The organism is Microbacterium sp. LWS13-1.2, from assembly GCF_040144835.1.
Taxonomy (GTDB): Bacteria; Actinomycetota; Actinomycetes; order Actinomycetales; family Microbacteriaceae; genus Microbacterium.
On sequence record NZ_CP151632.1, the window covers coordinates 2,482,841 to 2,496,345 of the forward strand.

The following is a 13,505-nucleotide window of genomic DNA, read 5'->3' on the forward strand; positions in this document are numbered from 1 at the left end:
GGCGTTCCCTTTCCTGAGTTGGTGGGGGTGCTCCCATCGTGAGACCTGAGCGGTCTGGGAGTACGATCCGATTCCATGGCAGAAGTCCAGACCAATCCGGTCGCGTGGGAGACCCTGCTCGATCTCTCGGCCTACGACGGTCCCCGCCACGTCCGGCTCGAGCTGGCGGTGCGGGATGCCGTGGCCACCGGCAGGCTGCCCGCCGGCGCGGCGCTTCCCCCCAGCCGGCTGCTCGCGGCATCTCTGGGCGTCTCGCGGTGGGTGGTGACCGAGGTGTACGGGCGTCTCACCGCCGAGGGCATCCTCGACGCCCGCACCGGTTCGGGCACCAGAGTCGCGACGCGCATCAGCGTCGCGGCGACACGTCGCGAGCCCCCGCCCGTCGCGCCGCAGCGGCGGCCGCGCTTCGACCTCGCGCCGGGCGTTCCCGACCTGCGGCACGCGCCGCGCGCGCTGTGGTTGCGCGCCCTGAGCGAGGCGCTGGCCGACACTCCCGACGCCGAGCTGTTCCGGCTCGACGGCGACGTCCCGTCTGCCCGCGGCGCGCTCGCCGCATACCTGTCGCGCGCGCGCTTCGCGAGGGCGGATGCCGACGCCGTCGTCGTCACGCACGGCGCCGCCGACGGCATGCGGCGACTGGCCCGCGCGCTCCGCGGGCTGGGACACCGCGCCCTCCTCGTCGAGGATCCGTCATGGCAGCGCATGCGGCAGGTCGCTGCGGCCGAGGGCCTCGGCTCCGTGCCCGTCCGCGTCGACGAGCACGGCGTCGACGTCGACGCGCTGCTGGCGGCATCCGTCCGCACCGGCGCGCGCGCCGCGCTCGTGACGCCGGCGCACCAGTTCCCCGTCGGCGTGCCGCTGTCGGCCGAGCGGCGCGAGGGTCTGATCGCGTGGGCGCGAGAGCGCGACGGGGTCGTCATCGAGGACGACTACGACGCGGAGTTCCGCTACGACCGCCGGCCGATCGGCGCACTGCAGGCCATGGCCCCCGACCGGGTGGTGCTCGCCGGCAGCCTCAGCAAGACGGCGACCCCGGCGCTCGGCATCGGATGGCTGGTGCTGCCGCCGTGGCTGCGCGATGACGTGCGCGACGCCGGAGCGGCCACGCCCTCGACGATCGACCAGCTCGCGCTCACCCGCTTCCTCGCAGCGGGCAGCCTCGATCGACACCTGCGCGGCGCCCGTGCGCGCTACCGGCGCCGGCGCGAGGCGCTGCTCGCGGCGCTCGCGCACCGCCTGCCCGAATGCCGAGTGTCGGGCATCGCGGCCGGGCTGCACCTCGTGCTCGATCTGCCTCCCGGCGTGCGCGCAGCCGACGTGGTCCGCGCCGGAGCCGCGTACGACGTCGCACTCACCGATATCCGCCGCTACCGCGTCTCGCCCGACGTGCCCGCACCGGAGCGACTCGTGCTCGGCTACGGCGACCTCGCCGACCCGCTCGTCGACGAGGCCGTGAGCCTTCTCGCCGCCGCCGTCCGCGATCTCGCCGCCCGCGGCGTCGGCGCCTCTCGATAGGGTCGCCGCATGGGTGCGCTCGACGACGGCGAGATGGTGGAGGCAGCGGATGCCGCGGCGTGGCGTGCGTGGCTGGACGCGAACCATCGCACGTCCAAGGGTGCGTGGCTGGTGCGGGCACGGCCGGGTTCGGACCTCGAGTTCGTCGCCTACGAGGACGCGATCCAGCAGGCGCTGTGCTTCGGCTGGATCGACGGCCCCGTGCGCTCGTTCGATGAGCGCCGCGGCGGGTTGTGGTTCGCCCCGCGACGCCCCTCGAGCGGCTGGGCGGCGACCAACAAGGCGCGGGTCGCGCAGCTCGAGGCCGACGGCCTGCTCATGGAAGCCGGCATCCGTGCCATCGAACTCGCCCAGCAGAACGGATCGTGGACCGTGCTCGACAACGCCGAGGCGCTGCGCGAGCCCGACGACCTCGCCGCGGCCCTCGACGCGGTCCCGACCGCGCGCAGCGCATGGGACGCCTTCCCGCCCTCGACCCGCAAGATCGGCATCGCGAGCGTCGACGCGGCCCGCCGGGCCGAGACGCGCGCCGCGCGCATCGCGAAGGTCGTCGCGGATGCCGCTGAGGGGAGGCGCCCGTGATCTCGTCCGCCGAGCAGACGCTGCTGCTCTCGATCTCCGCGCTCATCGCGCTGACCGCGCTGGTCGTCGTGGTCTGGCAGCTGTGGCGCGGGCGCGGACGAGGCGACTGATCAGGCGATCAGCGCCCGACCTCCGCCTCCACATCGAGCCACCCGAGCTTGTCGGGGTTCGCGATCGAGTAGATCCGCGTGATGCGCCCGCCCTCGACGGTCAGGCTGACGACGCCGGCGAGCTGACCGTCGAGCTCCACCCGGATCCCCGGCTGGCCGTTGACCCAGGTCGCCGACGCGACGAGCGTGCCCTCGAGCTTCGACATGCCGCCGATGAGGTAGCGCGCGAGGCGCTCCGCGCCGACGACCGGACGCCGCGCGGCACCCCGCACCTTGCCGCCGCCGTCGGCGACCGACACGACTTCGGGCGCGAGCACGTCCATCAGCCCCTGCAGGTCGCCCGTGTTGAGCGCCGCGACGAGCCGCTCTACCGCCTCCTCGTGCTCCGCGGGCACCACGCGCACACGCGGTCGCCGGGCGGCGACATGGTCCTTCGCCCGGTGCGCGATCTGCCGCACGGCCGCAGGCGTCTTGCCCACGGCATCCGCGATCTCGTCGTACGGCACGTCGAACACCTCGCGCAGGACGAACACGGCGCGCTCGGCGGGGCCGAGCGTCTCGAGCACGGTGAGCATCGCGATCGAGAGGTTCTCGGCGAGCTCGACGTCTTCCGCCACGTCAGGGCTCGTGAGCAGCGGTTCGGGGAGCCACTCGCCCACGTAGTCCTCTCGGCGCCGCGACACCGTGCGCAGGTGGTTGAGCGCCTGGCGCGTCACGATGCGCACGAGGTAGGCGCGCGGCTCCTGCACGTTCGCGTGGTCCACCGCGGCCCAGCGCAGCCACGACTCCTGCAGCACGTCCTCGGCGTCGGCGGCCGAGCCGAGCATCTCGTACGCCACCGTGAAGAGCAGGTTGCGATGCTCCACGAACGGATCGTCGAGGTGGGCGGTGCTCATGACGGCGAGCCTACGCGCGGGCCGCGACGGCCGGTCGCTGGGCCAGGGGCGGCAGACCGCAGGAGTCCGCGAACTGCTCGGAGCGGATGCCGAGCGCCACGTTCATGCGGGCCGACATGTTCATGAACGCGACGCGTGCCGCGAGCTCGATGAGTCCCGCCTCTCCGAGCTGGGCGAGCAGCGCGTCGGACAGCTCGTCGGTCACCGCCGGCGGCGTCTGGCTCGCAGCCTCGGCGTACTCCATGACCTGACGCTCGAGCGGCGTGAAGACCGCAGATTCGCGCCAGCGCGGGACCTCGCGGACCTTGGCGGCGTCGACGCCGCGGTTGTGCGACGCGAAGTAGTTGAAGTCGAGGCAGAAGCTGCAGCCGATGGTCGCCGCTGCCGCCATTGCGGCGTACGTCGCCAGGTCCGGGTCGAGCTCGTGCCAGTGCTCGACCTTCTGCCCGATGCCCATCGCGTCCTTCATCACGGCCTTGTGGTGCCACAGCACGCCGACCGAGTCGGGCACACGGCCGATCATCTTCCGGGCGGCCGCCTTGACCAGGGCGCCGTAGACGCCGTTGACCTCGGTCGCGGGGATGCGGGTCGTCGCAGTCATGTCTTCCTCCGTGTCGTGGGAACGAGTCCTTCGACATGGAGACACCGGCCGGCGCCGCCCTGTGACATCCCGGCCAAAAAGAACTACTGGGGTTCGAGCCCGAGGTCGTCGAGGTCGATCGCCGCCAGCCACTGCAGGCCCTCGGCCTCGACGGCGGCCTGGGCCCCGGTCTTGCGGTCGACGATGACGGCGACGGCCACGGGCTCCGCTCCCTCGCGGCGCAGCGCCTCGACGGCCTTGAGCGCGGACTGACCCGTGGTCGAGGTGTCTTCGAGCACGACGACACGCTTGCCCGCGACATCCGCCCCCTCCACCTGGCGCCCGCGGCCGTGGTCCTTGGGCTCCTTGCGCACGACGAACGCGTCGAGCGGCTTGTGGGTGCGGGCGGACTCGTGCATCACGGCGTTCGCGATGGGGTCGGCGCCGAGCGTGAGCCCGCCGACCGCGACGATGCCGTCGACGTCGCGGATGAGGTCGAGCATGATGCGTCCGATGGACGGCGCCGCCCGGTGGTCGAGGGTGAGCTTGCGCATGTCGACGTAGTACGTCGCCTTCTTGCCGCTCGAGAGCGTGAAGTCCCCGTGGAACACCGCCTCGTCCTGGATGAGGGCGATCAGGTACTGGCGATCGGCTTCGAGCGCGGGCGTGGAGGCGACGGTCATGACAGTGAGTCTACGGATGCCGCGGGCCAGTCACCCGGGCAGAGCCCGGCCCGTGAGCGCGGCGGCGCCCCGCGCTTCGGCGGCCGGCAGGACGGCGTCGCGCCGCGCGTCGGGCCCGGTCGCGCCGGGAGGGAGGAGCGCTGCGACCGCCCGTGTCACCGCCGGGTCATCGGCGCCGGCGGCCAGCGCGGCGGTACGGCCGAGCGCCAGGTTCGCAGCTGCCGCCGTGCCGGCGTCGGCCGAGGCCGCGAGGCGCTCCAGCGACGGCGCGGCGGCGCCGATCACCCCGGCGCCGAGGAGGCTCTGCAGCACGTCGCGGTTCGCGAGGCCGGCCGCGGCGTCGGCGTCGGCGTCGGAGGGGGCGGTGCGCACGAGTTCCACCGGCTGCGCTTGGACCGTCTCACCGGGGCGCGCGGCGAACCGCGCGGTCACCACGTACCGGCCGAGGACAGGGAACAGCGGTGCGCTGCCCGAGGCGAGCAGCGGCACCGATGCGACGAGGCGCTCACCTGCCGCGAGCTCGACCGAGCGCGGCGCGGAGTCGACCGGCCACGGCCATGTCGCTCGCAGCGGCGGCCGGCCCGGCGCGGCGACGTCGATCTCGAGGTCGCCCTCGACGAGGTTCAGCCGCGCGCTGACCGTCACGGCCGCGCGCGCGACCAGCTCCACGTCCGCGAACGCGATGCGATCGAGCGGAACGGTCCACGCGCCCGCTGCACTCGCCCGCCCGTCGCTGTCCGGCGCGGTCCCAGGAGCGTCTTCGCGAGCCGCCCCGAGCGCGTCGCCGGAAGCCGCCCCGCGCACGGGCTCGGTCGCAGCCGGCCGGAGCCGCAACTCCAGCCCGCTGCCGTCTGCGAGAGGTGTCACGGCTCGATCCTTCCCCTGGGAGGGCTCCGTGTCACCCTCCACAGGAGAAACCGCACTCCACAGGACGCTGAACCGTTCCAACCTCCTGCGGAAGGCGATTTCTCCGGTCGAACCGCCGCGACCGCCCGCTCAGCGGCCGGTCGGCTCCACGAAATCCGCCGCGATCCGCTCGGCCTCGGCGATGCCCTTGCCTGCCGCCGAGCGCGCGCCGCCCTTCGTGCGCGCCTTCAGCGCGGCGATGGTGTCGGCGACGACCGGCGCCTCCTTCTCCGTCGGGCTCGCGACCGTCACCGCGAGCGCGGCGACACGCTCGGCCGACCGGCCCTGCAGCGCCAGCTCGAGGAAGTGCGCCGCGTCGTCCGGGGCTGCCTCGCGCACGTCGCGCGTCCGGAAGTCCGAGAACGACCGCGCCAGCGCGTTCGCGAGCACCAGGGCACCCGCCGCGCCGGTGTCGGTGTCGCTGTGCTGCTCAGCCAGATCGGTCAGGACCGCGCGGGCCGCGGCATCCGTCGCGAAATCGCCCAGCGCGATCGCACGACCGACACCGGGCGTCAGCGTCTTTGCGCTGATGTCGACCTCCGCGTCGGAGCCGGGCCCCCGCACGTCGACCGTCACCGACGCGGAGCGCACCGTAATCATCGCATCGACCTCGAGCTGGGCCGCGACCGTGTGGCGTCCCGGCTCGGTGAAGGTCACTCCCTGGTTGGTGAAGAACACCTGCACGTGGTTGCGGACCGACTCCCCCGGCTGCAGAACGGTCATCGGCCGCGGGCCGCAGCCGATGGCCACGTCGACCAGATGCTGCAGCGAGTGGTCGGGCGGCGTGTGGAGGAAGACGAGGTCGCCCTCCGACAGGTTGATGAGCGTCGTCACGGTGCGCGCCTGGTCCGACACGTTCGTCAGCACAACCTCGGCGGTGACGTACTCGCCGACGAACGCCTGCGCCGGCATGGCGACGGTCAGCTCGAGACCGTCATCGCCCTGGTCGCCCCACAGGCCCGCGGCGTCCACCGGCGCGGGCAGCCCTGCCGACAGGTCGCCGTGGCCCCAGCCGAAGTTCTTCCAGCCGGGTCGCACCTGCGGGTCGGGCGAATGGATCAGCGAGGTGCGGTCGTGGTCCGAGAACAGGAACGAGGCGTTGCCGGGGTACGGGTTCGCCGCGGTGGCGAAGCCCATGACGTCGCCGGTCTGGTTCATGATCTCGGTGCCGATGCCCGGGTTGTGGACGTCGTGCTTCGGGTGCCACAGGTTGAATGCGTGCCCGGCCTCGTGGACCAGGGTGCGCAGGAACGCCGCGGGCACCTCGTCGAGCGGTCGACCGCGTGCGGCTGCCGCGATGAACGAGTCGTTGCCGAGCCGCACGTCGGCGAATCCGGCGGCCCCCTCGCGTGGGACCGTGTCGTCGTCGAACATGATCCCGAACAGCCCGCCCTGCGCCGACCCGACGAAGAGCCACAGCCGCCAGCCGTCGCCCGGCACCGCCTGGCGATGGCCCGTCATGAGCGTGGCCAGCTCGGCGTTGGTGAGCTCCGCATCCTCCGGCACGGTGATCTGGTCGGTGACGACGGTGACGTCCCATCCGGCCGATGCGTACACGGAGCGCACCGACGCCGCCGCACCCGATCCGATCGTGGCGGATGCCGGGAACACGCGGTTGACCATGGCATCGACCTCGATGCGGCATCCGCGATACATCGGCGAGGTCTTGCTCGCCGTGACGTTGGTGATCGTCCCGCCGATCGAGAGCGTGCCCGTCATACGCTGCGACGAGCCCAGAAGGGCGCTGGTCGCGGTCACGACGAGCGGACGCCGGCAGCGCAGGGTGAGCGTGCCGGTGTCGGTCGACACGAACTCCTGCGTCGTGCGGTTCCACAGGTGCCGCACGATCTGCACGGTGAGCGTGCCGTCGACGTACGTCGAGCCGTTGGAGCGGAAGTACCAGGTGTACTGCGATGCCGGGAACGCCGGGTACCAGCGCAGGCTGAACGCCGTGAGCTCCGACAGCACCGGCGCGTCGTCCTCCCCCGGATCGCGCTCGCCGGAGTCGGCGCCGGCGTCCCCGCCGAACGGCTGCGGCCGGGGTTCGGGCAGCGGGAACGGGAGCGGGCGCTCCACCTCCGTGAGCACGGGAGGGAAGACGCGGCGGGAGTACATGTCGCCCGAGACGCGCAGCGACGACGCGCCGACCTCGATGCGCATCGCACCGCGCACCTCGGGGCCGAACACGGTGCGCCGCTCGAGCTCGAGCAGCCACGATCCGTCGAGCGTGCCGATGGGGCACGCGCGGGTGAGCATCTCGGGACGGATGACGGGACCGGGGACGATGAGCTCCCCGTCGGCGTCGAATTGCAGGGGCGCGGAGTCGTGGGCGGCTGGCGCCGCGTGGCCGCAGCCGCAGTCGTGGTCCATGGTGGGTCTCGCTTTCCCGACCGCGGACGCGGCCGCTGACAAGAAGGAGACTCCTCCGAGAACTGCTGATACGCCAGAGGGTCGGCATCCGATCCCGTCCTTCTGACGTCGGCCGCCCCGCCTAGGCTTGATTCCATGCGCCTGGCCACCTGGAACGTGAACTCCATCCGCGCGCGGGTCGACCGCATCGTCGACTTCGCGGTGCGCGAGCACATCGATGTGCTGGCGATGCAGGAGATCAAGTGCAAGACCGAGCAGTTCCCGTTCGACCGCTTCGAGGAGGCGGGCTTCCACGTCGAGGCGTACGGCTTCTCACAGTGGAACGGCGTGGCGATCGCGAGCCGCGAGCCGCTCACGAACGTGCGCACCGCGTTCCCCGGCATGCCGGGCTTCGAGAAGGGGCACACCGGCCCCGACGCGCCGCAGGAGGCGCGCGCGATCGGCGCCACCGTCGGCGGTGTCGAGGTGTGGAGCCTGTACGTGCCGAACGGCCGCTCGCTCGGCGACCCCCACTACTTCTACAAGCTCGACTGGCTGTCGGCGCTGAGCCAGTACACCTCGGACTCCCTCGCGGCGAACCCCGATCTCGCCCTCGCGCTGGTCGGCGACTTCAACATCGCGCCGACGGATGCCGACAACGGCGACCCTGCGGTCGTCCCGGGCTTCTCGACCCACGTGTCGCCGCCCGAGCGGGAGGCGTTCGCCGCGCTCGAGGCCGTCGGCCTGCAGGATGTCGTGCGCCCGCTGATCCCCACCGGCTACACCTACTGGGACTACAAGCGCTTGAAGTTCCCCCGCAACGAGGGCATGCGCATCGACTTCGTCCTCGGCTCCCACGCGGTGGCCGAGGCCGTCACCGGCGCGACGATCCACCGCGACGAGCGCAAGGGCGAGCTCCCGAGCGACCACGTGCCCGTCGTCGTCGACCTCGATCTCGAGAGCCCCGACGATGACGACCGGCCGATGATCTTCTGACCCCGGCCCGCCGCCGCCCGCGCAGCGCGGGCGTCAGTCCATCGGGTCGGGCGTGCAGCCGGGCGGCTCGGAGTTGCCGCTGATCGCGAAGTCGCTGCACGTCAGGAAGTGCTCCTGGTTGAGGCCGAGCACGAACGAGGTGACGGCGACGCCGAGCACCACGACGGCGATCAGCCACTTCGTGCGTCACCGCGTCTCGGTCGCGAAGTCGGGCCAGACGACGCGCACCAGCACCCACAGGGTGAACGGGATGCCGAGCAGCACCGCCGCGATCGCGGCGAGGTCGACGACGGCCAGCGCGAGGTCGGTGGTGTCGTCGGCGACCACGAAGTTGAGGACGAGCCACACCGACGGCAGGAGGAGGACGAAGGCGCGCGCGAGCCTGCCGCCGACAGGGCGGCGCTCCACCAGCACGAACACGAAGGCCGCCGTGGAGGCGGCCCAGAGCGCGAGGATGTCGTCGAAGAACACCTCGTCCCACGCGCCGAGAGTGAAGGCCGGCCACCACGCGATCGCGACCATCCCCACCATCGCCACGCCCACCGGCACGTCGCGGCGGCGGCGATGCTCGTCGGCGGGTGGGGCGGACGCGGTCACAGCGGCACGGTATCGCGCCGAGGAGAGGCATCCGTCGCTCCACGCCATACAACGCCCGGACAGTTCTCCCTACGAGACCGCGACCCGCTCATCCTCCAGGCTCTGCGCCACCGGCGCCGCGGGGATCGAGAACGTCTGTGCGAACCGCGCGAGCAGAGTCGCGTCGCCGCTCACCACGGCGAGCACCTCCTGGTCGATCGCGGCCGCCGGGGTCAGTTCGCCCGAGATGAGGCGACGGATGCCGGGACCCGCCGCGAAGACGATGTCGGGGTCGTCCGCGACCGACGCCTGCGTTCCGAGCCGCGGATCGACGGGCCGGCCGGCGGGCTGCAGCTGCGCGATCTTGAGCCCCGACGGATCGACGTGCACACGCAGGACGACGTCGGCCACGTGCACCTCGTAGTCCGCGGGCGGCAGCGTGGCTGCGGCATCCGACCGGAATGCGGTGCGCAGCGCCATCGTGAGCGAGTCCGCGGTGACGATGTCGTCCGGAGCCGGATCGCCCATCTGCTGGAATCCCCACCGGCCCAGCGCGAGCACGATCGGCTCGAGCTCGCGGCCGTAGGGGGTCAGCTCATACACCAGGCCGCAGTGCAGGAGGGGCACCCGGCGCACGACGCCGCCCTCCTGCAGCTCCTTGAGCCGCGTGGAGAGGATGTTGGTGGGGATCTTGGGCAGCCCCTGCTTGAGGTCGGTGTATCGCCGAGGGCCGACGAGCAGATCACGGACGATGAGCAGCGCCCACCGCTCCCCGATCAGCTCGACGGCCGTGGTGACCCCGCAGTACTGCCCGTAGCTGCGGGAAGCCACTTACGCCTGCGCCTGCTCCGCCATGTAGGCGTCGGGCCCCTTGGCGGCGGCCTCGGGATCCATGTACATGAACTGGATGCCGTTGCCGTCGGGATCGATGAGGTCGCGGCCGTACATGAACCCGTAGTCCTGCGGTTCGCCGGGCGCGGTCCCGCCGTGTGCGACGCCCGCCTCGACGATCCTGTCGACGTCTTCGCGCGAGTCGCGACTGATCGACAGGAGTACCTGGGCGTGCGTGCGCGGGTCGGCGAACTCCTTGTCGGTGAACGTCGAGAAGTACTCCTTGGTGAGCACCATGAAGAGGATGTCGTCGCTCCACACCACGCACGCGGCGTTGTCGTCGGTGAAGAGCGGGTTCAGCTCGCACCCCAGGGCGGTGTAGAACGCCTTCGAGCGGTCGAGGTCGTTCGTGGGGATGTTGACGAAGATGTGCGTCATTGCCTTGCTCCTTCTGGATTCCAACTGCTGCGGTCCGTGAGCTTCTCGGTTGGTGAGCTTCTCGAATATGGTTGCAAAAAACAAGCCTGCTTGTCAATAGCAAGTAACCCACTTCGCGTCGCGGGGCCGGCAGTATCCTGACTCCGCCTTTCGGGGGATGCCGGAACCGCGAGTCCGCCTTAGCGTGGAGGGATGTCCGACCACACCGCCGCGCACCCGGCCCCGCGCCCACGGCCGACGCGTGCCGAGCTGCGCAACGACGTCTGGCTGGCCGCCGGCCTGTTCGTCTCAGCCGTCCTGAGCTCGGCGCTCGGCTCGGTGGCGGGCGTGTACGGCGCCGATGCTGCCGAGGGGATGCAGTGGGCGCTGCTGTACAGCCTCGGGCTCACCGCCCCGCTCGCCGTGCGGCGCCGCTTCCCCGAGCTCGTCGTCGTCGCCATCTCGGTGGTGTTCTTCGTCGGGGTGACGGTGCGCATCCCCGATCTCTACGTCTCGAACATCGCGATGTTCATCGCGATGTACACCGTCGGCGCCTGGGTCGACGACCGGCGCCGCGCCCTGTGGGTGCGCGTCGGCGTCATCGTCGCGATGTTCGTGTGGCTGATCGTCACCATGTTCCAGTCGGCGATCGATCCGTCCGACGACGCGCTCTCGCAGGCCGGGGTGTTCTCGCCGTTCGCGGCGATGTTGCTGCTCCAGCTGCTGGTCAACGCCGGGTTCTTCGGCGGGGCCTATTACATGGGCGACCGGGCGTACGCCGCCGCGATGTCGCGCGCGGCGCTCGAGCAGCGTACCCGGGAGCTCGAGCGCGAACGCGAGGTGACCGCCGCCCAGGCCGTCGCCCTCGACCGCGTCCGCATCGCCCGCGAGCTGCATGACGTCGTCGCGCACCATGTCTCGGCGATGGGCGTGCAGGCCGGTGCCGCCCGGGCGGTGCTGGAGCGGGATCCGGATGCCGCGCGAAGGGCGCTCCACGGCATCGAGGACTCCGCCCGCTCGGCGATCGCCGACCTGCGCCAGCTGCTCGAGACCCTGCGCACCTCCGGCGCCGATGCCGAGGGCGGCTCGACCGTGCACCTGTCGGCGCTCGCCGACCTCGTCGCGCACGCCAACGACAACGGGCTGCCGACGACGCTGACGGTCGTCGGCGACCGGGTCGACCTGCCCGACCTCGTGCAGGTGAACATGTACCGCGTCGCGCAGGAGGCGCTCACCAACGCGCGCCGGCACGGCGGACCGGATGCCGCAGCCGACGTCCGCCTGCGCTACAGCGGCGACGCCGTCGAGCTGGAGGTCGTCAACACAGGGCGTGCCGTCGCAGCGCCGATGCGACCCGGACTGGGCCTCGTGGGGATGCGGGAACGCGCCGCGGCGTCGGGCGGCGTGCTCGAGACCGGCCCGCGGGGCCGCGGCGGATTCCTCGTGCGGCTGCGGGTGCCGCTGGCCGCACCGGCGCTGTCCCGCGCGTCGGCGGGGGTGGGCGCATGACGGCGGCGATCCGCGTGCTGCTGGTCGACGACCACGCCGTGATGCGGGCGGGCTTCCGCATGATCCTCGAGTCGGCGGGCGACATCTCCGTCGTGGGCGAGGCCTCGACCGGCGTCGAGGCGGTGGCTGCGGCATCCGCTCTCCGCCCCGATGTGATCTGCATGGATGTGCAGATGCCCGACATGGACGGCGTGGAGGCCACCCGCCGGATCGCGCGCGACCCGTCCGTCGAGGCGGCCGTCGTCGTCGTGACCACGTTCGACCGCGACGACTACCTGTTCGACGCGCTCGCGGCGGGCGCCAGCGGGTTCCTGCTGAAGAACGCCGGGCCCGAGGAGCTCATCGCCGCGGTGCGCGTGGCTGCCGCCGGCGACGCGCTGCTCGCCCCGGAGGTGACGCGACGCGTGATCGCCCGCTTCGCGCCGCCGGCGGCTGCTTCCGCTGTCGCAAACGGTGGGCCGCGCGCACAGATCGTGATAGGCGAGCAGTCCTGGGCCGGGCCGACCGACCGCTCCGCTGTCGCAAACGGCGGCCCGCGGGAACACATCGTGACAGGCGAGCATGCGGGGGCGGAGCTCACCGAGCGCGAGGGCGAGGTGCTGCGGCTCGTCGCGCAGGCGATGAGCAACGCCGAGATCGCGCAGCGGCTGTACATCGGCGAGGCCACGGTCAAGACGCATGTGTCGAACGTGCTGCAGAAGCTCGGCGCCCGCGACCGCGTCGCCGCCGTCGTCTACGCCCACCGCCACGGCCTCGTATAGACACGGATGCCCCGGCCCGGCCCGCGAAGGGCACTGGGTCGGGGCATCCGATCTGCTGGAACGATGCCGGCGCGAACGCCGACGGGGGGGGAATCAGGCCGCGACGGGAACGGCGGCGTAGCGGTCCACGAGGGCGCCGAACGCCTCGAGGTAGCCGACGAGGAACTCGGCGGTCTGGTCATTGGTGACCTCGCCGGTCTCGGTGAACAGGCCGGGCGTGGTCTGCACGTAGCCCTCGGGCTGGCCGAGCGTCGGTGCGTTGTAGTGGCTGAGGACGGCCTTCAGGTGCTGCTGCGCGGCCGCTGTGGCGATGCCGCCGCCGGAGGTGCCGATGACGGCGGTGGGCTTGCCGTTGAACGAGTCCTGGCCCCACGGACGCGCAGCCCAGTCGAGAGCGTTCTTCAGCACCCCCGGGATCGAGCGGCTGTACTCGGGGGTGACGATGATGACGCCGTCGACGTCCTCGACGGCGCGCTTGAAGTCGCGCGCGACCTGCGGGAAGTCCGCGTCGAAGTCGGGCGAGTAGAACGGGAGGTCCTTGATCGGGATCTCGACGAGCGTCGTGCCCTCGGGGGCGAGACGCTCGAGGGCCTTCGCGAGGCGGCGGTTGATGGAGGTCGACGAGATGCTGCCGACGATGTAGCCGATGGTCCGCTCGGACATTGTTGTTCTCCTTGAAAGACAGAGGCGTCCCCGGTGGGGGGCCACCGTGGACGTTCCAATTCCATGCAAGCACATGAACCTGTGCATCTATTCCCCCGCATGCAACATGACATCCCACACGTCTCCCCCGT

General features: G+C 71.9%; 15 protein-coding genes. 5 read left to right on the forward strand and 10 right to left on the reverse strand.

What is annotated here, in order from left to right:
* The first annotated feature begins 75 nt into the window (after positions 1-75).
* Both MRBLWS13_RS11675 and MRBLWS13_RS11680 read left to right on the forward strand, forming a co-directional pair.
* Positions 76-1,515, forward strand: coding sequence for a PLP-dependent aminotransferase family protein (locus MRBLWS13_RS11675; protein WP_349425543.1), 1,440 nt, complete (start codon positions 76-78; stop codon positions 1,513-1,515).
* A 9-nt stretch (positions 1,516-1,524) separates the two neighbouring features.
* Positions 1,525-2,097, forward strand: coding sequence for a YdeI/OmpD-associated family protein (locus MRBLWS13_RS11680; protein ID WP_349425544.1), 573 nt, complete (start codon positions 1,525-1,527; stop codon positions 2,095-2,097).
* A gap of 118 nt (positions 2,098-2,215) precedes the next feature.
* Here the strand turns inward: MRBLWS13_RS11680 and MRBLWS13_RS11685 are convergent, their stop codons facing one another.
* The 5 genes from MRBLWS13_RS11685 to MRBLWS13_RS11705 form a co-directional block, all read right to left on the reverse strand.
* A complete protein-coding gene (locus tag MRBLWS13_RS11685; RefSeq protein ID WP_349425545.1) occupies positions 2,216-3,103 on the reverse strand; it encodes an RNA polymerase sigma-70 factor in 888 nt (295 codons plus the stop codon).
* A 10-nt stretch (positions 3,104-3,113) separates the two neighbouring features.
* On the reverse strand, positions 3,114-3,704 hold the full coding sequence (locus MRBLWS13_RS11690) for a carboxymuconolactone decarboxylase family protein (RefSeq protein WP_349425546.1): 591 nt from the start codon (positions 3,702-3,704) through the stop codon (positions 3,114-3,116).
* Positions 3,705-3,787: 83 nt separating this feature from the next.
* The gene (gene pyrE, locus MRBLWS13_RS11695; protein ID WP_349425547.1) at positions 3,788-4,366 is read right to left on the reverse strand and encodes an orotate phosphoribosyltransferase; all 579 of its coding nucleotides are present in this window, start codon (positions 4,364-4,366) and stop codon (positions 3,788-3,790) included.
* 30 nt (positions 4,367-4,396) lie between these two features.
* Positions 4,397-5,233, reverse strand: a complete 837-nt coding sequence (locus MRBLWS13_RS11700) for a hypothetical protein (RefSeq protein WP_349425548.1) — start codon at positions 5,231-5,233, stop codon at positions 4,397-4,399.
* A gap of 129 nt (positions 5,234-5,362) precedes the next feature.
* Positions 5,363-7,642 (reverse strand): hypothetical protein, encoded by a 2,280-nt coding sequence (locus MRBLWS13_RS11705; RefSeq protein WP_349425549.1) that lies wholly within the window; start codon positions 7,640-7,642, stop codon positions 5,363-5,365.
* A gap of 135 nt (positions 7,643-7,777) precedes the next feature.
* On the opposite strand from MRBLWS13_RS11705, the gene MRBLWS13_RS11710 reads away from it, so the two are divergent.
* A complete protein-coding gene (locus MRBLWS13_RS11710) occupies positions 7,778-8,617 on the forward strand; it encodes an exodeoxyribonuclease III (protein ID WP_349425550.1) in 840 nt (279 codons plus the stop codon).
* Positions 8,618-8,650: 33 nt separating this feature from the next.
* On the opposite strand, the gene MRBLWS13_RS11715 is transcribed toward MRBLWS13_RS11710, so the two are convergent.
* The 4 genes from MRBLWS13_RS11715 to MRBLWS13_RS11730 form a co-directional block, all read right to left on the reverse strand.
* On the reverse strand, positions 8,651-8,779 hold the full coding sequence (locus tag MRBLWS13_RS11715) for a hypothetical protein (protein ID WP_349425551.1): 129 nt from the start codon (positions 8,777-8,779) through the stop codon (positions 8,651-8,653).
* A gap of 24 nt (positions 8,780-8,803) precedes the next feature.
* Positions 8,804-9,214 carry a hypothetical protein gene (locus MRBLWS13_RS11720; protein ID WP_349425552.1) on the reverse strand — a complete coding sequence of 137 codons (411 nt, stop codon included), beginning with the start codon at positions 9,212-9,214 and terminating at the stop codon, positions 8,804-8,806.
* 69 nt (positions 9,215-9,283) lie between these two features.
* Positions 9,284-10,024, reverse strand: a complete 741-nt coding sequence (locus MRBLWS13_RS11725; RefSeq protein ID WP_349425553.1) for a helix-turn-helix domain-containing protein — start codon at positions 10,022-10,024, stop codon at positions 9,284-9,286.
* The gene (locus MRBLWS13_RS11730) at positions 10,025-10,462 is read right to left on the reverse strand and encodes a VOC family protein (protein ID WP_349425554.1); all 438 of its coding nucleotides are present in this window, start codon (positions 10,460-10,462) and stop codon (positions 10,025-10,027) included.
* A 192-nt stretch (positions 10,463-10,654) separates the two neighbouring features.
* Between MRBLWS13_RS11730 and MRBLWS13_RS11735 the strand changes: the two genes are divergently transcribed.
* Together MRBLWS13_RS11735 and MRBLWS13_RS11740 are read left to right on the forward strand one after the other, a co-directional pair.
* Positions 10,655-11,950, forward strand: coding sequence for a sensor histidine kinase (locus MRBLWS13_RS11735; RefSeq protein WP_349425555.1), 1,296 nt, complete (start codon positions 10,655-10,657; stop codon positions 11,948-11,950).
* The gene (locus MRBLWS13_RS11740) at positions 11,947-12,711 is read left to right on the forward strand and encodes a response regulator transcription factor (RefSeq protein ID WP_349425556.1); all 765 of its coding nucleotides are present in this window, start codon (positions 11,947-11,949) and stop codon (positions 12,709-12,711) included. The genes MRBLWS13_RS11735 and MRBLWS13_RS11740 overlap by 4 nt, the downstream gene beginning before the upstream one ends.
* Before the next feature lie 93 nt (positions 12,712-12,804).
* Here MRBLWS13_RS11740 and MRBLWS13_RS11745 read toward each other — a convergent pair whose 3' ends face one another.
* Entirely contained in the window at positions 12,805-13,374 is a 570-nt protein-coding gene (locus tag MRBLWS13_RS11745) for an NADPH-dependent FMN reductase (protein WP_349425557.1), read from the reverse strand.
* Positions 13,375-13,505: the final 131 nt, after the last annotated feature.

Coding starts and splice junctions, on each gene's coding strand:
- MRBLWS13_RS11675 (WP_349425543.1), top strand. CDS start 76: ATGGCAGAAGTCCAGACCAATCCGGTCGCGTGGGAGACCCTGCTCGAT.
- MRBLWS13_RS11680 (WP_349425544.1), top strand. CDS start 1,525: ATGGGTGCGCTCGACGACGGCGAGATGGTGGAGGCAGCGGATGCCGCG.
- MRBLWS13_RS11685 (WP_349425545.1), bottom strand. CDS start 3,103: ATGAGCACCGCCCACCTCGACGATCCGTTCGTGGAGCATCGCAACCTG.
- MRBLWS13_RS11690 (WP_349425546.1), bottom strand. CDS start 3,704: ATGACTGCGACGACCCGCATCCCCGCGACCGAGGTCAACGGCGTCTAC.
- pyrE (WP_349425547.1), bottom strand. CDS start 4,366: ATGACCGTCGCCTCCACGCCCGCGCTCGAAGCCGATCGCCAGTACCTG.
- MRBLWS13_RS11705 (WP_349425549.1), bottom strand. CDS start 7,642: ATGGACCACGACTGCGGCTGCGGCCACGCGGCGCCAGCCGCCCACGAC.
- MRBLWS13_RS11710 (WP_349425550.1), top strand. CDS start 7,778: ATGCGCCTGGCCACCTGGAACGTGAACTCCATCCGCGCGCGGGTCGAC.
- MRBLWS13_RS11730 (WP_349425554.1), bottom strand. CDS start 10,462: ATGACGCACATCTTCGTCAACATCCCCACGAACGACCTCGACCGCTCG.
- MRBLWS13_RS11735 (WP_349425555.1), top strand. CDS start 10,655: ATGTCCGACCACACCGCCGCGCACCCGGCCCCGCGCCCACGGCCGACG.
- MRBLWS13_RS11740 (WP_349425556.1), top strand. CDS start 11,947: ATGACGGCGGCGATCCGCGTGCTGCTGGTCGACGACCACGCCGTGATG.
- MRBLWS13_RS11745 (WP_349425557.1), bottom strand. CDS start 13,374: ATGTCCGAGCGGACCATCGGCTACATCGTCGGCAGCATCTCGTCGACC.